This is a genomic window from Allobosea sp. 05T438 (genome assembly GCF_056396025.1).
Map to the genome: position 1 here is coordinate 25951 of NZ_JBFTKQ010000028.1, position 19921 is coordinate 45871.

The following is a 19921-nucleotide window of genomic DNA, read 5'->3' on the forward strand; positions in this document are numbered from 1 at the left end:
TGTCAAACGGCGGCGAAGAGCTTGTCCTGGCGCTGGCGCATCGCCAGCAGGCCGGAATCGCCGGCGATCTCGACATCGCCGAGGCGGATCGCCTCGCCGGCCGTGACGGCGCGGACGAGCGGTCGGTCGGCGACGAGATAGAACGGGGCAGGGCGGTCGGCCGCGAGCGGAGCGGCAGGGCGAACCTCGGCGCCGATGCCGTCGATGCTGTGATGGTGGCCGCCCATCTTCAGAGCCGTGCCGGCCGGGAGGTCACGCTGCGCCACCGCGACGAGATCCTGCCGCGGCCGATAGTCCTCGCCATAGCCGGAGCGGCCGAGGCCGGCGGCGTCGAGGATGGAGGTGGCGACTTCCACGCCCAGCAGGTGGCGCGGCAGGTAGAGCGCCGCAGTTCGGCCGGTGCGGCTGACGACATGGCCCTTGCCGGCGAGCATCTCCCAGGTCTCGGCATTGTCGCAGCGCACCACGATGAAGACGCCGCCGGCGAAGCTCGCCTCTTCCGTCAGGCGGAGGTGATGGAACACGTCGATGCGGCGCGTGCCCGACATCAGGCCGCCCTCGCTGCGCTCCGCAAAAAGATCGGCGAGCTCCGGGATACGCGCCGGCGGTGCATGGAAGCCGGCTGCGTCGGCCGAGAAGCCGAGCGCGTTGGCGACCAGCGTCATCTCGCAGAGATCGGGCACGGCTCGCAGCGGGAAGGCCTCGCCCAGAATGCGCGCACGCTCCGCCGCATTGGCGACGGTGGAGCGCGAGCCGGGCAGCCAGTGCTCGCGCAGCGCCGGCAGCGAGCGGGTCACCCCATTGCAGGTGACGTTGCCGGTGGCCGCGTCGAGCACGAAGTCGTACTCGCTCGACTTGCCGGCCGCGATGATGTCGAGGCCGAGCACCTCGGCCCAGCTCGCCAGCGCGATCAGCAGGCTCGGCTGGTCGCCGTCGACCGGCGTCACCACGACACCTTTCTCGCGGGCGAGGCGCGCCAGCCCCGGCCCGACGACGCTGTCGGCCTCCTTCGAGACAAGAGCGACATGGCGGCCGGCATCGATCGCTGCGAGGCTGTGGCGGGTCGCGCCTTCCGGGCTGCCCGTCGCTTCGACGAGTAACTGAAAGGGGAGGCCGAGGACGATGCCGAGGCTCGCTGCTGCGACGCATTTGCCGCTGTCCCAAGCCGCACGCGCTTCGGCTGTGGTCTCGCACAGCGCGATCTCGGAAGGCGCGAAGCCGGCCGCGGCGAAGGCGCGCCCGGCGGCGTCGGCCGTCATGTCCACGGCAATGCGCGCACTGACCAGCCGCGTGCGGCGCGACTGCGCCAGATAGCTGCGGCCGAAGCTGCCGCTGCCGACGAGGCAGGTTTCGACCGGTTCGGTGATCCCGGCGTAATGCGCGTGGAAATTCATCGCTCTCCTCCCGGCACGGCCGATGACGGCGTGGCCGCGCTTTTGGCGATGACTACAGCAATCTCGTTATGCTGCATACAGCATACTTGAGGCGATGAGAGGCCTGTGTTAGCGAGGAGGGGCAAGAATGCTGGGCAGCGGAGTGCGGCCATGAACGAGCGGATGAATGAGGCCCTGCCGGTGATTGCCGTTGCGATGGGCGATCCTTCGGGCATCAGTCCGGAGCTGACGGCGCGGATTCTTTCAGAGGCTGATCTCAGGGCGGCGGCGCGTTATGTCGTGTTCGGCGACAGGCGGCTTCTCGATCTCGGCATCGAGGATGGCGGCGTCGATCCGCAGGTTCAGGTCGTGAAGGACGGCGATGCATTGCCACTCGGCGACAAGCCCGTCTTCGTCGATCTCGGCAACCACGACCCGGCCGATCTCCAGCGCGGCAAGGCGACGCTCGCCGGCGGCAAGGCTGCGACCGAGAATTTCCGCCGCGCGCTGCAGTTCGCCGCTGCCGGCCAGGCCGATGCGGTGTTCTTCACGCCCTTCAACAAGGCGGCGATGCGCTTCGCCTATCCCGGCTATGACGACGAGATCCGCTTCGTGCGCGACGCCATCGGCTTCGAAGGCGCGGCGAGCGAGTTCAACATCCTCGACAAGCTCTGGAACGCCCGCGTCACCTCGCATATCCCGCTCTCCGAGGTGGCCAAGAACATCACCCAGGAACGCATTCTGCGGGCGCTGACGCTGGCGGACGCCAATCTGCGGGCGGCCGGCTTCAACCCGCCGCGCATCGCGGTTGCCGGCATCAATCCGCATGCCGGCGATGGCGGCAATTTCGGCCGTGACGAGATCGAGACGATCGAGCCGGCAGTCGCGGCGGCCAAGGCCAAGGGCTTCACCGTCGAGGGGCCGTTCCCCTCGGATACGGTCTTCCTGCGTGCCAAGAATGGCGATTTCGACGCCGTGCTGACGATGTATCATGACCAGGGGCAGATCGCGATGAAGCTGATCGGCTTCGACCGCGGCGTTACCCTGATCGGCGGCTTCCCCTTCCCGATCTGCACGCCCGCCCATGGCACGGCCTATGAGATCGCCGGCAAGGGAATCGCCAATCTCGGCGCGACGCGCGCCGCGCTCTCGCTCGCCATCAAGATGGCTCAGGACGGAAAGGCGAGGGCGCGCGCTGCGGCCTGAGTTTCAGCTGCTTTCAGTGAAGCCGCCAATAAGAGCGGCGTCGCAAAAATCCAATTCCTAGGGAGAAAAACCATCATGAAGACCATTGCCATCTCGGCTGCGTTCGCCGGCGCGCTCGCGCTCGGCGGCGTCGGTGCGGCGCAGGCCTGGGAGCCGACCAAGCCGATCGAGTTCGTCGTGACCTCGGGCGCCGGCGGCGGCACCGACAATTTCGCTCGCATCATCCAGTCGATCATCACCAAGCACAAGTTCACCGAGCAGCCGATCGTGGTGGTGAACAAGGGCGGTGGCTCCGGCGCCGAGGGCTATGTCTATGGCAAGGGCGCCAAGGGCGATCCGAACCGCGTCATCTTCGGCACCAACAACGCCTATCTGCTGCCCTATGTCGCCAAGCTCGGCTACAAGTTCACGGACCTCACGCCGGTCGCCTCGCTCGCGCTCGACGAGTTCCTGATCTGGGTGAAGGGTGACGCGCCCTATGCCGACGCCAAGAGCTATATCGAGGCGGTCAAGGCCAAGCCCATGGGCTTCAAGATGGGCGGCAGCCAGTCCAAGGACACCGACCAGACGCTGACCTCGATGATCCAGGACGCCACCGGCGTGAAATGGATCTACGTGCCGTTCCAGGGCGGCAGCGCCGCGGCCGTGCAACTCGCCGGCGGCCATATCGACTCCAACGTCAACAACCCCAACGAGAATATCGGCCAGTGGAAGGCCGGCCAGGTGAAGCCGCTCTGCGTGTTCTCGCCGGTTCGCCTCGCCAAGAGCGATCCGGTCTTCGAGGGCAAGGGCTGGGGCGATATCCCGACCTGCAAGGAAGCGGGCCTGCCGCTCGAGACCTTCCAGATGCCGCGCACCGTCTGGCTGCCGGCCGACGTCCCGGCCGATGCCGTGGCCTACTACGCCGACCTGATGGAGAAGGTCTCCAAGACGCCGGAGTGGCAGGAGTTCGTGCAGCGCACCGCCCAGACCGCCCGGTTCATGAAGGGCAAGGAGCTCACCGACTTCGTCGCCAAGGACGAGGCCGCGAACAAGAAGGTCTTCGAGAACGAAGGCTGGGTCGCGAAGTAAGGTGTAGTCGGCGCGTGCCGATTTGCCTCGGAACCGCGCAGTCATCCCGGGCTTGACCCGGGATCCATGCCAGAACCTCTATCGGGTAGGCTCAGGCATGGATCCCGGATCTCCGCTTCGCTCAGTCCGGGATGACCCGCTTCTCCTTTGAAACGCGCGTTCCCGCCGCCCCCCGCAAGGAGGAAACCACCGCATGATCACCCGCTTCTGGGCTGAAATCGGGACGGCGATCCTGACGCTGGTCTTCGGGCTCGTCATCGTGAAGGGCTCGCTGGAATTCGGCATCGGCTGGGATTCCGCCGGGCCGCAGCCCGGTGCCTTTCCGTTCTATGCCGGGGTGCTGATCGCGCTGGCGAGCCTGGGCACGCTGGCGATGACGGTCGGCCAGCGCGTGGCCGGCAAGGCCGCACTCGCCGAGTCCTTCCTCGATGCCGAGCGCGGCAAACGGGTGCTGTCCTTCCTGCTGCCGCTCATCGGCTTCGTGGTGCTGAGCGCGACGCTCGGCATGTATGTCGCGACGATCCTCTATCTCGTCTTCGCGATGCGCTTCCAGGGCGGTTACGGCTGGCTGCCGACGCTCGTCACCGCCTTCGCGACGGCGGCGTTCTTCTACTTCGCTCTCGAAAAATTCTTCCAGATCGGCCTGCTCAAGGGCCCGATCGAGCCGCTCATCGGCCTCTGAGGCGGCAGGGAAACGCGCATGGACAACGTCGCCAACCTGATGCACGGCTTCTCGGTCGCGCTCACCACGCATCATATCCTGCTGATGATGGCAGGCGTGCTCCTCGGCGTGCTCGTCGGGGTGCTGCCGGGGCTCGGCGCCCCCAACGGCGTCTCGCTGCTGTTGCCGCTGACCTTCTCGATGGATCCGGTCTCGGCGATCATCCTGCTGACCTCGCTCTACTGGGGGGCGCTCTTCGGCGGTTCGACCACCTCGATCCTGTTCAACATCCCCGGCGAACCGTCTTCGGTCGCCACCACATTCGACGGCCATCCCATGGCCAAGCAGGGCAAGGCGACCGAGGCGTTGTCCTTCGCCTTCCTCTCCGCCGGCTTCGGCGCCATGGCCGGCGTCATCCTCATCACGCTGCTCTCCGGCTGGGTCGCGAAATTCGCGCTGCGCTTCTCCTCGCCCGAGTATTTCGCCGTCTATTTCATGACCTTCGCGAGCTTCATCGGGCTCGGCGGCGCCTCGCCCTTCAAGACGGTCGTCTCGATGGCGATCGGCTTTGCGCTCGCGACGATCGGCATGGACTCGATCTCCGGCAATGTCCGCCTCACCTTCGAATTCGACGTGCTGCTCGCCGGCGTCAGCTTCCTGATCGCGGTCATCGGCCTCTTCGGCATCGGCGAATTGTTGCTGACGATGGAGGAGGGTCTGAAATTCGAGGGCGTCGCCGCCAAGGTGCGCATCAGCGACGTGCTGCGCACGGCCGCGAAGCTGCCGCACTATTGGCTCGCCCTGCTGCGCTCCTCACTGATCGGCATCTGGATGGGCATCACGCCGGGTGGGCCGACCGCGGCCTCCTTCATGAGCTACGCCATGGCCAAGCGCTCCTCGCGCAACCCGGCGAAGTTCGGCAAGGGAGAGCCCGAGGGCGTGATCGCGCCCGAGACGGCAGACCACGCCGCCGGCTCCGCCGCCATGCTGCCGATGCTGGCGCTCGGCATTCCCGGCTCGGCGACAGCGGCGGTGATGATGGGCGGTCTGATGATCTGGGGCCTCAACCCCGGCCCGACGCTCTTCACCGACCGGCCGGATTTCGTCTGGGGCCTGATCGCCTCGATGTATCTCGGCAATGTCGTCGCGGTGGTGATCGTGCTGGCGACGGTGCCGCTCTTCGCCTCGATCCTGCGCATTCCCTTCTCGATCATCGGGCCGATCATCGTCGTGATCTGCTTCATCGGCGCCTACACCGCCGCGAGCAAGGAGTTCGACATCTGGCTCGCGCTGATCTTCGGGCTCGTCGGCTACGTCTTCAAGAAGCTCGATTATCCGATCGCGCCGCTGGTGCTCGCCATGGTCATCGGCGACAAGGCCGAGGACGCCTTCCGCCAGTCGATGATCTTCAGCCAGGGTTCGCTCTCGATCTTCTGGTCGAACCCGCTGGTCTCGACGCTGATGACGATCGGTCTGGCGCTGCTGGTCATGCCGGTCGTCGGCGGCGTTGCCCGCCGGTTGCGCGGCACCAAGGCCGCCAGCACGGCCTGACCACCGTATCGCCCGCTCGAATTCCGCCCTGTCCGCCATACGAGATGACGCCATGACCGAACCCTACAAGGGCATCCTGCCGATCGCGCCGACCATCTTCCACGACAATGGCGACCTCGATATCGAGGGCAACAGGCGCGTGATGGACCTGATGGTCGATCAGGGCGTCGACGGCATCTGCATCCTCGCGAATTTCTCGGAGCAGTTCCTGCTCACCGACGAGGAGCGCGATCAGGTGATGCGGCTGTCGATCGAACAGGTCGCCGGCCGCGTGCCGGTCATCGTCACCACCTCGCATTTCTCGACGCGCATCGCCGCCGCCCGCGCCAAGGCGGCGGCCGATGCCGGCGCCAAGATGCTGATGATGATGCCGCCCTATCATGGCGCGCTGCTCAAGGCCGACGAGCAGGGCATGATCGAGCACTTCAAGGCGGTCACTGACGCCTGCGGCTTGCCCGTCATCCTGCAGGACGCGCCGCTCTCCGGCGTCACCATGACCGTGCCCTTTATGGTGCGCCTGGCGAAGGAGGTCCCGCTCGTCCGCTATTTCAAGATCGAGGTGCCCGGCACGGCCAATAAGCTGCGCGCGCTGATCGAGGCCGGTGGCGAGGCCGTCGTCGGTCCGTTCGACGGCGAGGAGGCGATCACGCTGATGGCCGATCTCGACGCCGGCGCCACCGGCACGATGACATCGGCGATGATCCCCGACCTGATCAAGCCGATTCTCGCGGCCCACGCTGCGGGCGACCGCAAGCAGGCGGCGGCGCTCTATGCCCGCGTCCTGCCGATCATCAACTACGAGAACCGCCAGTGCGGCCTGCGCTCGGCCAAGGCGGTGATGAAGGAAGGCGGCGTGATCAGGTCGGAGGCCGTGCGCCATCCGCTGACCCCGCTGCATCCGAAGACCCGAGAGGGCCTGATCGAACTCGCGCGCGAGCTCGATCCGCTGGCACTGCGCTGGGGCAAATAGGACGGATGGACGTGGCGCGCGCCCGTGCGCGCGGCTTCGTCTTTACAAAGCGCGGAGGGGCGGCGAGAACACCCGATGACGGCCGGGCCTGAAGGGCCGCGACACAGGGGAAGTTCCCGACGATGACCGAAGCTTTCATCTGCGGCTATGTCCGCACGCCGATCGGCCGCTTCGGCGGCTCCCTCTCCTCGGTGCGGGCGGACGACCTTGGAGCGGTGCCGCTGAAGGCCCTGGTCGAGCGCCATGCCGGCGTCGATTTCGGCGCGATCGACGATGTGATCTTTGGCTGCGCCAACCAGGCGGGCGAGGACAACCGCAACGTCGCGCGCATGTCGCTCCTGCTCGCCGGCCTTCCCAAGGAAGTGCCGGGCACGACGATCAACCGGCTCTGCGGCTCCGGCATGGACGCCGTCATCACGGCGGCCCGCGCGATCAAGGCGGGCGAGGCCGAGCTGATGATCGCCGGCGGCGTCGAGAGCATGTCGCGCGCGCCCTTCGTGCTGCCGAAGGCCGACAGCGCCTTCTCGCGCCACGCCGAGATCCACGACACCACCATCGGCTGGCGCTTCATCAACCCTCTGATGAAGAAGCAATACGGCGTCGACTCCATGCCGGAGACCGGCGAGAACGTCGCGGCCGACTGCAATATCAGCCGTGCCGATCAGGACGCCTTCGCCCTGCGCTCGCAGCAGAAGGCCGTCGCCGCCCAGCAGAACGGCCGGTTCGGCAAGGAGATCGTGCCGGTCGTGATTCCGCAGCGGAAGGGCGACCCCGTCGTCGTGGAGAGCGACGAGCATCCGCGCGGCGACACCACGCTGGAGAAGCTGGCCAAGCTGCCGACGCCTTTCCGCAAGGAGGGCGGCACCGTCACCGCCGGCAATGCCTCGGGCGTCAATGACGGCGCGGCGGCGCTGATCATCGCCTCGGAGAAGGCCGCGGCGAAATATGGCCTGACCCCGCTGGCGCGCGTCGTCGGTGGCGCTGCGGGCGGCGTCGCGCCGCGCGTGATGGGGCTGGGGCCGATCCCGGCGACCCGCAGGCTCTGCGCGCGGCTTGGCCTGAAGCCGACGGATTTCGACATCGTCGAGCTCAACGAGGCCTTCGCTAGCCAGGGCATCGCCGTGCTGCGCGACCTCGGCATTGCCGAGGACGGCGCGCATGTGAATCCGAATGGCGGCGCGATCGCGCTCGGCCATCCGCTCGGCATGTCCGGTGCGCGTATCGCCGGCACGGCCGCACTCGAATTGTCGCTGACCGGCAAGCGCCGCGCACTCGCCACCATGTGCATCGGCGTCGGCCAGGGCATCGCCATCGCGCTCGAAGCGGTCTGAGAGGCCGTCCGGCGCCACTGTAGCCGGCGTCATTCCTGATTGAGACAGGTCAATTCCAGGGTGTGGGCTCCATTCGAGCCCGCCCCAAAACCATCACGCGATCGACCTGGAAGCCCGAACGCTGCAGCGCGTCGTGGTCCTGCGGCCAGGCCGCGGAGCGCTCCAGGGAGATCGAGATTCGGGGCAGGCCGAGCTCGACCGCGAGCTGATTGGCAAAGCGCAGCATCGCATCGACCAGATGCGTTCCCGGCAGGCGCAGCATCGCCAGCTCGAAGATTTCGAGCGTGGTTCCTCCAGCGATGGTCTGCGCGACGCGGAAGGTGAACAGGGCATGCGGCATGCCGCGGGCATCGCGCAGGGCAAAGACGCCGCGCGGGCGGGCGCCGTCCTGCGAATGGTCGCGCACGAAGGCGGCCCAGTCATCGGGCGTTACCTCCGGATGCAGCATGGCGACGAGGCCGTAAACGGCGTCGGCTCCGGCCGGCGCGATGCGCGCGACCTCGAAGATGTCATCGCCGGTCACGTGCGGCTCTCCCGAATTTCTGGAGCGCACGGTGGTTGCGGGGGCGATGTTGTCGCATTGATCTGGATCAATTCCGCCGGCTACGGTGGCAAGCGTGCTTTGTGACCCTGTTGGCCTCGGCTATGGTCGCCGTGAAAAGCGGGAAGATGCGATCGTGAACTGTCACCCTTCGGTCTGTAGCGCTGCCAACCGCGGCGAAGGCAATTGCCGCACCTGCATGGTTCGCCTGGTGAGCGTTTGCGCCTCGCTCTCGGACGACGAGCTGGCGCTGCTCGAATCCCTGGCGCACACCACGCATTTCGCATCCGGCGAGACGCTGTTCACGCAGGGGCGCGAGGCCCACTCCGTCTACAATGTCACGGCTGGCGTGGTGCGCCTCTACAAGCTGTTGTCGGACGGGCGTCGCCAGGTCGTCGGCTTCGCTCTGCCGGGGGATTTCCTCGGGCTCGCCATGCGCGACGCCTATGGCTTCTCGGCCGATGCGATCGGCGATGTCGCGGCCTGCGCGTTCTCGCGCGGCGCCTATACGGCGCTGGTCGACGCCAAGCCGCATCTCCTGAAGCGCCTCCACGAGTTCGCCACGCATGAGCTGACGCTGGCGCATGAGCAGATGATGCTGCTCGGCCGGCGTACGGCCGAGGAGAAGCTGATCTGCTTCCTGCTCGGGATGCAGCAGCGCTGGGCACGGCTCGGCAAGCCATCGGTCACGGTGCCGCTGCCGATGACGCGGCAGGACATCGCGGACTTCCTCGGCCTGACCATCGAGACCGTCAGCCGCACCTTCACCCGCCTCGCCAAGGACAAGACGATCCTGATCGTGCCGGGCGGCGTGCGCGTGATGAATCCCGAGCGCATGAGCATGGTCGCGGCCTGAGGCCTGCGCCCTCTCGCCGCAACCCGCTGCCGGCTCCCCTTGACCTGAATCAACGCCCGGCCTCCGGCCGCTCGGTAAGGCTCCCCTTCATGGCGCGCTCATGCGCCGGCGACGAAGCGGGAGTCGAATGTGACGGCAACGGCGAGCCAAGTCAGGCAGGCGACTGTCGGCGAAATGATCGGCATGCTGATCGCGGCGGCCTGCGTGCTGCCGCTGATCGTAATCTCGGCACTGGCCGAAAATTCGGGCTATGCCTTCCACGCCATGCTGGGCGTCGTGGCGGCTGCCGCCAGCGTCATCCTGATCGCGAACCGCTGCTTCGACGGCACGCCCGCGACTGAGCCGCAAGAGATCGACGGCAAGCCGAACTACAATATGGGGCCCGTCAAGTTCGCGACGGTCGCTGCGATGGTCTGGGGCATCGCCGGTTTCACGGTCGGGCTGCTGATCGCCTCGCAACTGGCCTTCCCGGATCTCAACTTCGATCTGCCCTGGATCAATTTCGGCCGCATGCGGCCGCTGCACACCTCGGCCGTGATCTTCGCCTTCGGCGGCAACGTGCTGATCGGCACGTCCTTCTACGTCGTGCAGCGCACCTGCCGCGCACGCCTGGCGGGCACGCTTTCGCCCTGGTTCGTCGTCCTCGGCTACAACCTCTTCATCGTCATCGCCGGCACCGGCTACCTGCTGGGCATCACCCAGGGCAAGGAATACGCCGAGCCGGAATGGTATGCCGACCTCTGGCTGACCATCGTCTGGGTCGCCTACCTGCTGGTCTTCCTCGGCACGGTGATGAAGCGCAAGGAGCCGCATATCTATGTGGCGAACTGGTTCTATCTCGGCTTCATCCTGACCATCGCCGTCCTGCATATCGGCAACAACGTTGCCGTGCCGGTCTCGGTGCTGTCGCCGAAATCCTACGGCCTCTGGTCGGGCGTGCAGGATGCGATGTTCCAGTGGTGGTACGGCCATAACGCCGTCGGCTTCTTCCTCACCGCCGGCTTCCTCGCGATCGTGTACTACTTCGTGCCGAAGCGTGCGGAGCGGCCGATCTACAGCTACCGGCTCTCGATCATCCACTTCTGGGCCCTGATCTTCATCTACATCTGGGCCGGCCCGCACCACCTCCACTATACCGCCCTGCCGGACTGGGCGCAGACGCTGGGCATGACCTTCTCGATCATGCTGTGGATGCCCTCCTGGGGCGGCATGATCAATGGCATCATGACCCTGTCGGGCGCCTGGGACCGGCTGCGCACCGACCCCGTCCTGCGCATGATGGTGGTCTCGCTCGCCTTCTACGGCATGTCGACCTTCGAAGGCCCGCTGATGTCGATCAAGGCGGTCAACGGCCTGTCGCACTACACCGACTGGACCATCGGCCACGTCCATTCCGGCGCGCTCGGCTGGGTCGCCTACATCTCCTTCGGCGCGATCTACTGCCTCGTGCCCTGGCTGTGGAACCGCAAGGGGCTCTACTCGCTCAAGCTGGTGAGCTGGCACTTCTGGATCTCGACGCTCGGCATCGTCTTCTACATCTCGGCGATGTGGGTTTCGGGCATCCTCCAGGGCCTGATGTGGCGCGCCTACACCTCGCTCGGCTTCCTCGAATACTCCTTCATCGAGACCGTCGCGGCGATGCATCCCTTCTATGTGATCCGCGCGATGGGCGGTGCCCTGTTCCTGATCGGCGCGCTGATCATGGCCTTCAACCTCTGGATGACCGTGCGCTCCGAGAGCGCGGCCGAGATGCCGCGCGTGGACGATGCGCCGGCGCCGCTGGCCATGGCCGTCTGAGGAGTTTCCGCAATGACGAGCATCGAACACAAGCCCGCGCGCCGGTCGCTCTGGGCCAAGCACAAGATCTTCGAGACCAACTCGATCATCCTGGTCATCGGCGTGCTGCTGGTGATCTCCGTCGGCGGCCTCGTCGAGATCGCGCCGCTCTTCTACCTGAAGAACACGATCGAGACCGTGCAGGGCATGCGCCCCTACACCCCGCTCGAGCTGGCCGGCCGCTCCATCTACGTCCGCGAGGGCTGCTACAACTGCCATAGCCAGATGATCCGGCCGCTGCGCGACGAGGTCGAGCGCTACGGGCATTACTCGCTGGCGGCCGAGAGCATGTACGACAAGCCTTTCCAATGGGGCTCCAAGCGCACCGGGCCCGACCTCGCCCGCGTCGGCGGCAAATACTCCGACGAATGGCAGCGGGCGCATCTCGCCGAGCCGCGCGCGGTCGTGCCGCAGTCGATCATGCCGGGCTATCCCTTCCTGGCGAAGACCGAGCTGTCCTATGGCGACATCGCCGACGACCTGCGCGCCAATCGCGCCGGCGGCGTGCCCTATACCGACGAGATGATCGCGCAGGCGCAGAGCGACCTGAAGGCGCAGGCGACGCCGGACCATCCCGGCCAGTCCGATCTGGAGAAGCGCTATCCCCGGGTCCAGTCGCGCGATTTCGACGGCAACCCGCAGCGCATCACCGAAGCCGACGCCCTGATCGCCTATCTGCAGGCGCTCGGCACGCTGGTCGACTTCAAGCTCTACGACGACAAGGCCAACATCCGCTGAGCGAGACGACGATGCAAACGACCTATCACTGGCTCGCCGGCTTCGCCCAGTCCGCCGGCCTCCTCTACTTCGTCGCCGTCTTCCTCGGCGTCTGCCTCTACGCCTTCTGGCCGAAGAACCGCGCCCGCTTCGAGGAAGCCGCGCTCAATCCGCTGCGCGAGGACTGAATGATGGACCAGCACCACGACGTCCCCAAGGTCCACGCCCCCCATATCGATGCTGCAACCGGCCAGGCTACGACCGGCCACGAATGGGACGGCATCCGCGAGCTCAACACGCCGCTGCCGCGCTGGTGGCTCGGCATCTTCTACGCCACCATCATCTGGTCGTTCGGATACTGGATCGTCTATCCCGCGTGGCCGCTGCTGACCGACGCGACGAAGGGCGTGATCGGCTATGCCACCCGCTCGGACATCACCGTGCAGATGAACGAGCTCAAGGCCCAGCGCGCCGCGCTGGCCGCCGGTATGACCGATGCGACGCCAGCCCAGATCAAGGCCGATCCGGCGCTGTTCCAGATCGCGATGGCGCAGGGCAAGGCCGCCTTCGGCGACAATTGCGCCGCCTGCCACGGCGTCGGCGGTGCCGGCGCCAAGGGCTATCCAAACCTGAACGATGACGACTGGCTCTGGGGCGGTTCGCTCGACGCGATCATGCAGACGCTGCGCCACGGCGTCCGCGTCGCCGGCAATGACGAGACGCGGGTGAGCCAGATGCCGGCTTTCGGCCGCGACGGCATGCTCAAGCGCGACGAGATCAACGCCGTCGCCAACCATGTCCGCGAACTCGCCGGCCTGTCGACCGAGCCGAAGGCCGACCTGGCGCTGGGGCGCAAGCTCTTCGCCGACAACTGCGCCGCCTGTCACGGCCCCGCCGGCAAGGGAAACCGGGAGCTGGGTGCGCCCAACCTGACCGACGCGATCAGCCTTTACGGCATGGACATGGCCTCGCTGACCGAGACGATCACCAACAGCCGGGGCGGCGTGATGCCGGCCTGGGGCGGCCGCCTCGACGAGACGACGCTCAAGGCGCTGACCGTCTACGTCCATTCGCTGGGGGGAGGGCAGTAGCGTGAGCACGGCCGAGGCCGATACCGACGATGTCCCGCTGTTTGCGGCGTCGCGGAAGGTCTATCCGCAGAGCGTCTCCGGTCCGTTCCGGCGCGCGAAGTGGCTCATCCTGTTCCTGTGCCTCGGCATCTACTATCTGCTGCCGTTCCTGCGCTGGGACCGCGGCCCGCATTTGCCAAACCAGGCAGTGCTGGCCGACATCGCCAACAATCGCTTCTACTTCTTCTTCATCGAGATCTGGCCGCAGGAGGTCTACTACTTCACCGGCCTGCTGATCCTGGCGGCGTTCGTCCTCTTTCTGATGAACGCCGTCGCGGGGCGGGTCTGGTGCGGCTATCTCTGCCCGCAGACGGTCTGGACCGACCTTTTCCTCGCCGTCGAGCGCTTCTTCGAGGGCGACCGGCGCGAGCGCATGCGCCGCGACGAGGCGCCCTGGAGTTTCGACAAGCTCTGGCGCAAGAGCGCCAAGCACGCCGTCTGGCTCGTCATTGCCTGGTGGACCGGCGGCGCCTGGGTCCTCTATTTCGCCGATGCGCCGACGCTGGTGCGCGAGCTTGCGACCTTCACTGCGCCGATCTCGGCCTATGTCTGGATCGCGATCCTGACCTTCACCACCTATTCGCTCGCCGGCATCATGCGCGAGCAGGTCTGCAAGTTCATGTGCCCCTGGCCGCGCATCCAGGCGGCCCTGACCGACGACGAGGCGCTCAACGTCACCTATCGCTATGATCGCGGCGAGCCGCGCGTCTCGGTCAAGCAGGCGCAGAAGCTCAAGGCGCAGGGCGCGCCGGCCGGCGACTGCATCGACTGCCACCAATGCGTCGCCGTCTGCCCGGTCGGCATCGACATCCGCGAGGGCGCCCAGCTCGACTGCATCCAGTGCGGCCTGTGCATCGACGCCTGCGACACCGTCATGGCCAAGATCGACCGTCCCAAGCGGCTGATCGCCTATGACACAGAGATCAACGTCAAGCGGCGCATTGCCGGAAAGCCTGCGGTCTACAACCCGCTGCGGACGCGCACGCTGATCTATGCGGCGCTGATCCTCGTCGTCGGCGGCGCCATGATCTGGCAGCTCGCGACGCGCCGCACCGCCGATATCTCGGTGCTGCACGAGCGCGCGCCACTCTTCGTGACGCTCAGCGACGGCTCGATTCGCAACGCCTATACGGTCCGCCTGCTCAACAAGCGCCCGGAGGATCGCCCCTTCGCGCTGACCGTGGACGGGCTGCCGGGCGTCCGCATCGACGCGGTCGGGGTAGCGCCCACCGCCGATCTGCGGCCGGTCGTGACGGTCGACCCGGATTCCTCGCGCGAAGTGCGTGTCCTCGTCACCGTGCCGGCCGGCGTGCCGCTCGAGGCGTCTCAGCCCATCACCATCACGGCCTCGGATCTCTTCGCCGGGGAAACCGTGCGCGCAACCGACCACTTCATGGCGCCCGGAGGCAAACCATGAGCTGCTGCGGAGTTTTCCTGATGTCGTGCGACACCCAAGCCGCGCCGCGCCTGCGCCGCTCTTTCCAGCTCACCGGGCGCATGGTTGCCGCGATGCTGGTGCTGTTCTTCGGCGTCATCATCTCGGTCAATGCGACGATCATGACGGTGGCGTTGCGCACCATGCCGGGGGTCGAGACCCGCAGCGCCTATGAGGACAGCCAGCACTTCAACGAGGAGATCGCGCGCCAGCACGAGCGCGATGCGCGTGGCTGGAACGCCGCGGCCACGCTCGCAAGGCAGGGCGAGGGAGCAGCGCTCGACGTGACGCTGGCGGATCGGCTCGGCCAGCCGCTCTCCGGCTTCACGGCGACGGCGCGGCTGCGCCACCCCGCCACCTCCGCGCGTGATCACAGCGTCGCGCTGAGCGAGCGCCAGCCGGGGCGCTACGAGGCGCGCTTCGACCGTATCGAGGCCGGCGCCTGGATCCTCGAGCTGAAGGCGCGTCGCGGCGAGGAGGTCGTCTTCGTCTCGCGCAGCCGCATCACCCTGCCGGAGAAGTGAGATGGCGACGCAGGATCTCTCCGTCTTCGTGCGCCATCGCGATGGCGGCGTCGCCAGCATGGAGCTCGCGGTCGACGGCATCCGCTGCGCCGGCTGCATGCAGGCCATCGAAAGCGGCCTCGGCCGCGAGCCCGCCATTCTCGGTGCCCGCGTCAATCTCGCGCTGAAGCGCGTCTCGGTCGAATGGCGCGAAGCTCTGCTGCGGCCGGAGGCCGTGGTCGACAAACTCGCGGCGCTCGGCTTCAAGGCCTATCCCTTCGTGCCGGAGCGGCAGGAGGATGGCGCCGCCACCGAGGAGCGCAGCCTGCTGCGTCGGCTGGGCGTCGCCGGCTTCGCCTCGATGAACATCATGCTGCTCTCTGTCGCGGTCTGGTCCGGCAACAGCGGCGACATCGACCCGACGACGCGGGATTTCTTCCACTGGCTCTCCGCGCTCATTGCCCTGCCGACGGCGGCCTATGCCGGCCGCCCGTTCTTCGAGAGCGCGCTCAGGGCTCTGAAGGCCGGCGCCGTCAACATGGACGTGCCGATCACCATCGGCGTCGTGCTGGCGCTCGCGATGTCGGTCGCCGAAACCTGGACCCATGGCCGCCACGCCTATTTCGACGGCGTGGTGATGCTGCTCTTCTTCCTTCTGATCGGCCGCTATCTCGACCAGCTGATGCGGCGGCGCACCCGCGACCTCGCCGGCAACCTCGCGGCTCTCAAGGCCGAGACGGCGACGCGCCTTGCCGACGACGGCAGCTGGACGATCACGCCGATAGCCGCGATCGTGCCGGGCGACCGCGTCCTCGTGCGGCCGGGCGAACGGGTCTCGGTCGACGGCATGGTCGAGACCGGCCGCTCCGAGCTCGACCAGAGCCTCGTCACCGGGGAGACCGCACCTATTGCGATCGGGCATGGCGAGCGCGTTCACGCCGGCACGCTCAACCTCACCGGCGCGCTGACGGTGCGCGTCGAGGCGGCGGGCCAGGGCACTCTGCTCGACGAGATCGATCGGCTGATGAGCCAGGCTGTCGGCAGCCGCTCGCGCTATGTCCGCCTCTCGGACCGGGCGGCGCGGCTCTATGCGCCGGTGGTTCACACTCTGGCGGCCACGACGTTTCTCGGCTGGCTCGCCTGGGGGCTTGCCTGGCCGGAGGCGCTGATGATCGCCGTCACGGTGCTGATCATCACCTGCCCCTGCGCGCTTGGCCTCGCGATTCCGGCGGTGCAGGTCGTGGCAGCATCTGCCCTGTTCAAGCGCAAGATCATGCTCAAGGAGGGCGATGCGCTGGAGCGCCTCGCCGAGGCCGACATCGCGGTCTTCGACAAGACCGGGACGCTGACGCTGCCCGAGCCGGACATCCTCAATCCCGAGGCGCTGCCGCCGGAGCATCGCGCCGAGATCGGCGCGCTCGCGGCGGCGAGCAACCACCCGCTGGCACAGGCCTTGGCGCGAGCGCTGGGTGGCACCTCCGCGAGAACCGACGTCCGCGAGGAGCGCGGACAGGGGCTGTCGGCGGGCGAGGGGAACGACGAGCAGCGCCTCGGCAGCATCGAATTCTGCGGCGCGCAAGCAGATGCCGAGTCGGTGAAGGCGCTTCACCCCGGCGCCTCGCTCATCGCCTATCGCCACGGCTCCTATCGCACCGTGCTGGCGCTCGGGCAGAGCCTGCGCCCGGAAGCGCGCGAGACGATCGCCGCCTTGCGCGCGGCGGGGCTGGAGATCGCGATCCTCTCCGGCGACCGGCCGGAGGCAGTCGCGCCGATCGCGGCCGAGCTCGGCATCGCGCATGTTCAGGCCGGCCTGCTGCCAGGCGACAAGCTCAACCTGCTCGACAGCATGGCGGCGAATGGCCGCAAGGTGCTGATGGTGGGCGACGGCCTCAACGATGCACCGGCGCTCGCGGGGGCCCATGTTTCGATCTCGCCGGTCAGCGCCACTCATCTGGCGCAGGCGGCAGCCGATGTCGTCTTCCTTGGCGACAGCCTTGCGCCGGTATCAGCTGCGCTCGAGATCGCCCGCAAGGCGCGCGGGTTGATGCTGCAGAACCTGTGGTTCGCCGTGCTCTACAACGCTGTGGCGGTGCCGATCGCGATTGCAGGATTGGCGACACCGCTGGTGGCCGCCGCCGCGATGTCGGGCTCGTCGCTGGTCGTGACGCTCAACGCCATGCGCGCACGCAGCCGCAGGGCCGCGCCGGAGGCAGAAGCATGAACATTATCGTGATCCTGTTTCCGCTCGCGCTGGGGCTCGGGCTGGCCGGCCTCGGCGCCTTCTTCTGGTGCATGCGATCAGGCCAGTTCACCGATCTCGAGGGGGCGGCCTGGCGCGTCCTGCAGGACGACGACGCGGAAAGAAGCACGCCGGAAAACGAAGCGAGCTGATTGGCACGCGGGCTTGAGCGCGCCACCTTCGGGCATCGAAAAGGAGACTACCGGAACGGTCTCTTAACCGTGCCGGGCTAGGACTGGGTCTCAGGTTAACGAAGCGTAGTGTTCGCCTAAGCCCATGCAAAAACTGGATCGTTTCCGCCGCGCGAACGCCGTCGCTTCCGAGGATAATCGCCTCGCTCATCCGCAGGAGGGCGTGGCGTCCGCGACCCCGCAAATGCCTGTCTTGGAGCCGATTCGGACCGAGCCGGCATCATCCAGTCTCTGGCCGGCCTATGTCCGGCCCTCGCGTTCCACCGACGCCCATCGCAAGCTGGCGCAGGCCGAGCGGGAACTCTCCGCCTCGCCGGTGCTGGGACAGCGCTTCGACATCAGCCTGTCGCCGACCGCCCCTGCGCCGGGAGAAAGCCGCGTTCGCTTCTGGCGCACGCCGGATCACCTGATCCGGCAGGTCTGGGGTGCGCCCGGCGCCGAGCCGGCGCCTGAACCCGCCATGGACGAGCCGGCAGACGTCGAGTTGACTTTCGACGCGGACGAGAACGCCTTTGTCGATGAGATGCAGCCCGTCAAGGCGGATTTCGCGGCTCACGAGGAGATTGCTGCCTTCCCGGAGCAGGATGTTGCGACGCCGCTCGATTTCATCTCGGATCACGCCTTCTGGGAATGCGTGCCCGAGGCCGAGCGCGACGACGCCGATTTCACCTTCGATCCTATCGCTCCATCGATGATGGCGGAAGCGACGGTCCATGCCCCGGTCGTGGTGTCCGACGAAGAGCCGCGGGTGGCGATGCGCGCCGCCACGCCGCTTGCGATCGCAGCGCCGGTCGTTGCGCCTGCCTGGTCCGGTTTTGGCTGGGGGCAGAGCTATCAGGTGAGTTTCCAGATCGCGGCACCGTCCTGGCAGATGCCGGCCGCGGATGTGCCGGCGGTCGAAGACGAAACTCCGATCCCGGACGAACCCGTGCCTGCGGCAAAGCCCGGCGTGCCGCTGGCGCGCCGCACGCGGCCTCCGGTCGAGCCCAAGCCCGTTCTGTCCAAGCCTTTTCAGCCCGAGCCCGCTCAGCCTGAACCTGTTCGTCGCGAGCCGGTCGCGGCCGAATCCGCGCAGGTCACCCCCTTCAGGGCCAAGCTTCGCCTCGTCGAACTCCCTGTCGTGCACGATGCGGGCTTCCAGTTGCCGCCGATCGAGTTCCTCGCCGAGCCGCCGGTGGCGCAGAGCGAGGCGATGCCGGTCGAGGTGCTGCAGCAGAATGCCGGGCTGCTCGAAGGCGTGCTCGAAGACTTCAATATCAGGGGCGAGATCGTCCAGGCTTGCCCCGGCCCGGTCGTGACACTGTACGAACTCGAACCCGCCCCCGGTATCAAAAGCTCGCGGGTGATTTCGCTTGCCGACGACATCGCGCGCTCGATGAGCGCGGTCTCGGCCCGCGTGGCGGTGGTGCAGGGCAAGAACGCCATCGGCATCGAACTGCCCAACAGCAAGCGCGAGACCGTCTTCCTGCGCGAATTGCTCGCCTCGGGCAAGTCCGTCGCGATCAACACCATGATCCTGTCGATCCTCTACCGGCTGAAGCCCGAGGAATGCCGGCTGATCATGGTCGATCCCAAGATGCTCGAGCTCTCCGTCTATGACGGCATCCCGCATCTGCTCACCCCCGTCGTCACCGATCCCAAGAAGGCGGTCGTCGCCCTGAAATGGGCGGTGCGCGAGATGGAGGAGCGCTACAAGAAGATGTCGAAGCTCTCGGTGCGCAACATCGACGGCTTCAATGCSCGGGTCGGCGARGCCAAGGCCGCCGGCGAGATCATCACCCGCACGGTCCAGACCGGCTTCGACAAGCATTCGGGCGAGGCTGTCTATGAGGAGGAGGTCATGGACCTCGAGCCTCTGCCCTATATCGTCGTCATCGTCGACGAGATGGCCGACCTGATGATGGTCGCCGGCAAGGAGATCGAGGGCACGATCCAGCGCCTCGCCCAGATGGCGCGCGCCGCCGGSATCCACGTGGTCCTCGCCACGCAGCGCCCCTCGGTCGACGTCATCACCGGCACGATCAAGGCGAACTTCCCGACCCGSATCTCCTTCCAGGTCACCTCGAAGATCGACAGCCGCACGATCCTGGGCGAGATGGGCGCCGAGCAGCTGCTCGGCCAGGGCGACATGCTCTACATGGCCGGCGGCGGGCGCATCACCCGCGTCCACGGCCCCTTCGTCTCGGATAACGAGGTCGAGAAGGTCGTCGCGCATCTCAAGACGCAAGGCCGGCCGCAATATCTCGACGCCGTCACCTCCGAGGAGGAGGAAGGCGCAGAGGACGAGGACGGCGCGGTGTTCGACAAGAC

General features: G+C 67.1%; 18 protein-coding genes. 16 read left to right on the forward strand and 2 right to left on the reverse strand.

The annotated features are described in order from the left end of the window. Window positions 1-2: 2 nt before the first annotated feature. Window positions 3-1394, reverse strand: a complete 1392-nt coding sequence (locus tag AC1DIN_RS27610) for a flagellar biosynthesis protein FlgA (RefSeq protein ID WP_476812077.1) — start codon at window positions 1392-1394, stop codon at window positions 3-5. A gap of 150 nt (window positions 1395-1544) precedes the next feature. On the opposite strand from AC1DIN_RS27610, the gene AC1DIN_RS27615 reads away from it, so the two are divergent. The 6 genes from AC1DIN_RS27615 (at window position 1545) to pcaF (ending at window position 8163) form a co-directional block, all read left to right on the forward strand. Continuing rightward, window positions 1545-2579 (forward strand): 4-hydroxythreonine-4-phosphate dehydrogenase PdxA, encoded by a 1035-nt coding sequence (locus tag AC1DIN_RS27615; protein ID WP_476812078.1) that lies wholly within the window; start codon window positions 1545-1547, stop codon window positions 2577-2579. Between the two features lie 75 nt (window positions 2580-2654). Further along, window positions 2655-3650, forward strand: a complete 996-nt coding sequence (locus AC1DIN_RS27620) for a Bug family tripartite tricarboxylate transporter substrate binding protein (RefSeq protein ID WP_476812079.1) — start codon at window positions 2655-2657, stop codon at window positions 3648-3650. A gap of 193 nt (window positions 3651-3843) precedes the next feature. Beyond that, a complete protein-coding gene (locus AC1DIN_RS27625; RefSeq protein ID WP_441473760.1) occupies window positions 3844-4332 on the forward strand; it encodes a tripartite tricarboxylate transporter TctB family protein in 489 nt (162 codons plus the stop codon). A gap of 18 nt (window positions 4333-4350) precedes the next feature. Then, the gene (locus tag AC1DIN_RS27630; protein WP_476812080.1) at window positions 4351-5862 is read left to right on the forward strand and encodes a tripartite tricarboxylate transporter permease; all 1512 of its coding nucleotides are present in this window, start codon (window positions 4351-4353) and stop codon (window positions 5860-5862) included. 52 nt (window positions 5863-5914) lie between these two features. Continuing rightward, complete coding sequence (locus AC1DIN_RS27635; protein ID WP_476812081.1) at window positions 5915-6832, forward strand: dihydrodipicolinate synthase family protein; 918 nt, start codon at window positions 5915-5917, stop codon at window positions 6830-6832. Between the two features lie 122 nt (window positions 6833-6954). Next, window positions 6955-8163, forward strand: coding sequence for a 3-oxoadipyl-CoA thiolase (gene pcaF, locus AC1DIN_RS27640; protein WP_441473763.1), 1209 nt, complete (start codon window positions 6955-6957; stop codon window positions 8161-8163). 49 nt (window positions 8164-8212) lie between these two features. Here the strand turns inward: pcaF and AC1DIN_RS27645 are convergent, their stop codons facing one another. Next, on the reverse strand, window positions 8213-8686 hold the full coding sequence (locus AC1DIN_RS27645) for a hypothetical protein (RefSeq protein ID WP_441473764.1): 474 nt from the start codon (window positions 8684-8686) through the stop codon (window positions 8213-8215). A gap of 217 nt (window positions 8687-8903) precedes the next feature. Between AC1DIN_RS27645 and AC1DIN_RS27650 the strand changes: the two genes are divergently transcribed. From AC1DIN_RS27650 to AC1DIN_RS27695, 10 genes are all read left to right on the forward strand, one after another. Continuing rightward, window positions 8904-9560: a helix-turn-helix domain-containing protein gene (locus AC1DIN_RS27650; RefSeq protein ID WP_441473773.1), complete on the forward strand. Its 657-nt coding sequence runs from the start codon at window positions 8904-8906 to the stop codon at window positions 9558-9560. Between the two features lie 183 nt (window positions 9561-9743). Then, a complete protein-coding gene (ccoN, locus tag AC1DIN_RS27655) occupies window positions 9744-11357 on the forward strand; it encodes a cytochrome-c oxidase, cbb3-type subunit I (protein WP_441473774.1) in 1614 nt (537 codons plus the stop codon). A 12-nt stretch (window positions 11358-11369) separates the two neighbouring features. Then, entirely contained in the window at window positions 11370-12134 is a 765-nt protein-coding gene (ccoO, locus tag AC1DIN_RS27660) for a cytochrome-c oxidase, cbb3-type subunit II (protein ID WP_476812082.1), read from the forward strand. Window positions 12135-12145: 11 nt separating this feature from the next. Next, window positions 12146-12301, forward strand: a complete 156-nt coding sequence (locus tag AC1DIN_RS27665) for a cbb3-type cytochrome c oxidase subunit 3 (RefSeq protein ID WP_441473766.1) — start codon at window positions 12146-12148, stop codon at window positions 12299-12301. After that, a complete protein-coding gene (ccoP, locus tag AC1DIN_RS27670) occupies window positions 12302-13204 on the forward strand; it encodes a cytochrome-c oxidase, cbb3-type subunit III (protein ID WP_476812083.1) in 903 nt (300 codons plus the stop codon). It begins immediately after the preceding gene. 1 nt (window position 13205) lies between these two features. Further along, on the forward strand, window positions 13206-14660 hold the full coding sequence (gene ccoG / locus AC1DIN_RS27675) for a cytochrome c oxidase accessory protein CcoG (protein WP_476812084.1): 1455 nt from the start codon (window positions 13206-13208) through the stop codon (window positions 14658-14660). Window positions 14661-14680: 20 nt separating this feature from the next. Continuing rightward, on the forward strand, window positions 14681-15202 hold the full coding sequence (locus AC1DIN_RS27680) for a FixH family protein (RefSeq protein WP_476812085.1): 522 nt from the start codon (window positions 14681-14683) through the stop codon (window positions 15200-15202). A gap of 1 nt (window position 15203) precedes the next feature. Beyond that, window positions 15204-17402, forward strand: a complete 2199-nt coding sequence (locus AC1DIN_RS27685) for a heavy metal translocating P-type ATPase (protein ID WP_476812086.1) — start codon at window positions 15204-15206, stop codon at window positions 17400-17402. Next, entirely contained in the window at window positions 17399-17572 is a 174-nt protein-coding gene (ccoS, locus tag AC1DIN_RS27690; RefSeq protein ID WP_476812087.1) for a cbb3-type cytochrome oxidase assembly protein CcoS, read from the forward strand. Before AC1DIN_RS27685 ends, ccoS begins: the two co-directional genes overlap by 4 nt. Window positions 17573-17795: 223 nt before the next feature. Further along, window positions 17796-19921 (forward strand): DNA translocase FtsK (locus tag AC1DIN_RS27695; RefSeq protein WP_476812088.1); only part of this gene is annotated, 2126 nt, incomplete at its 3' end.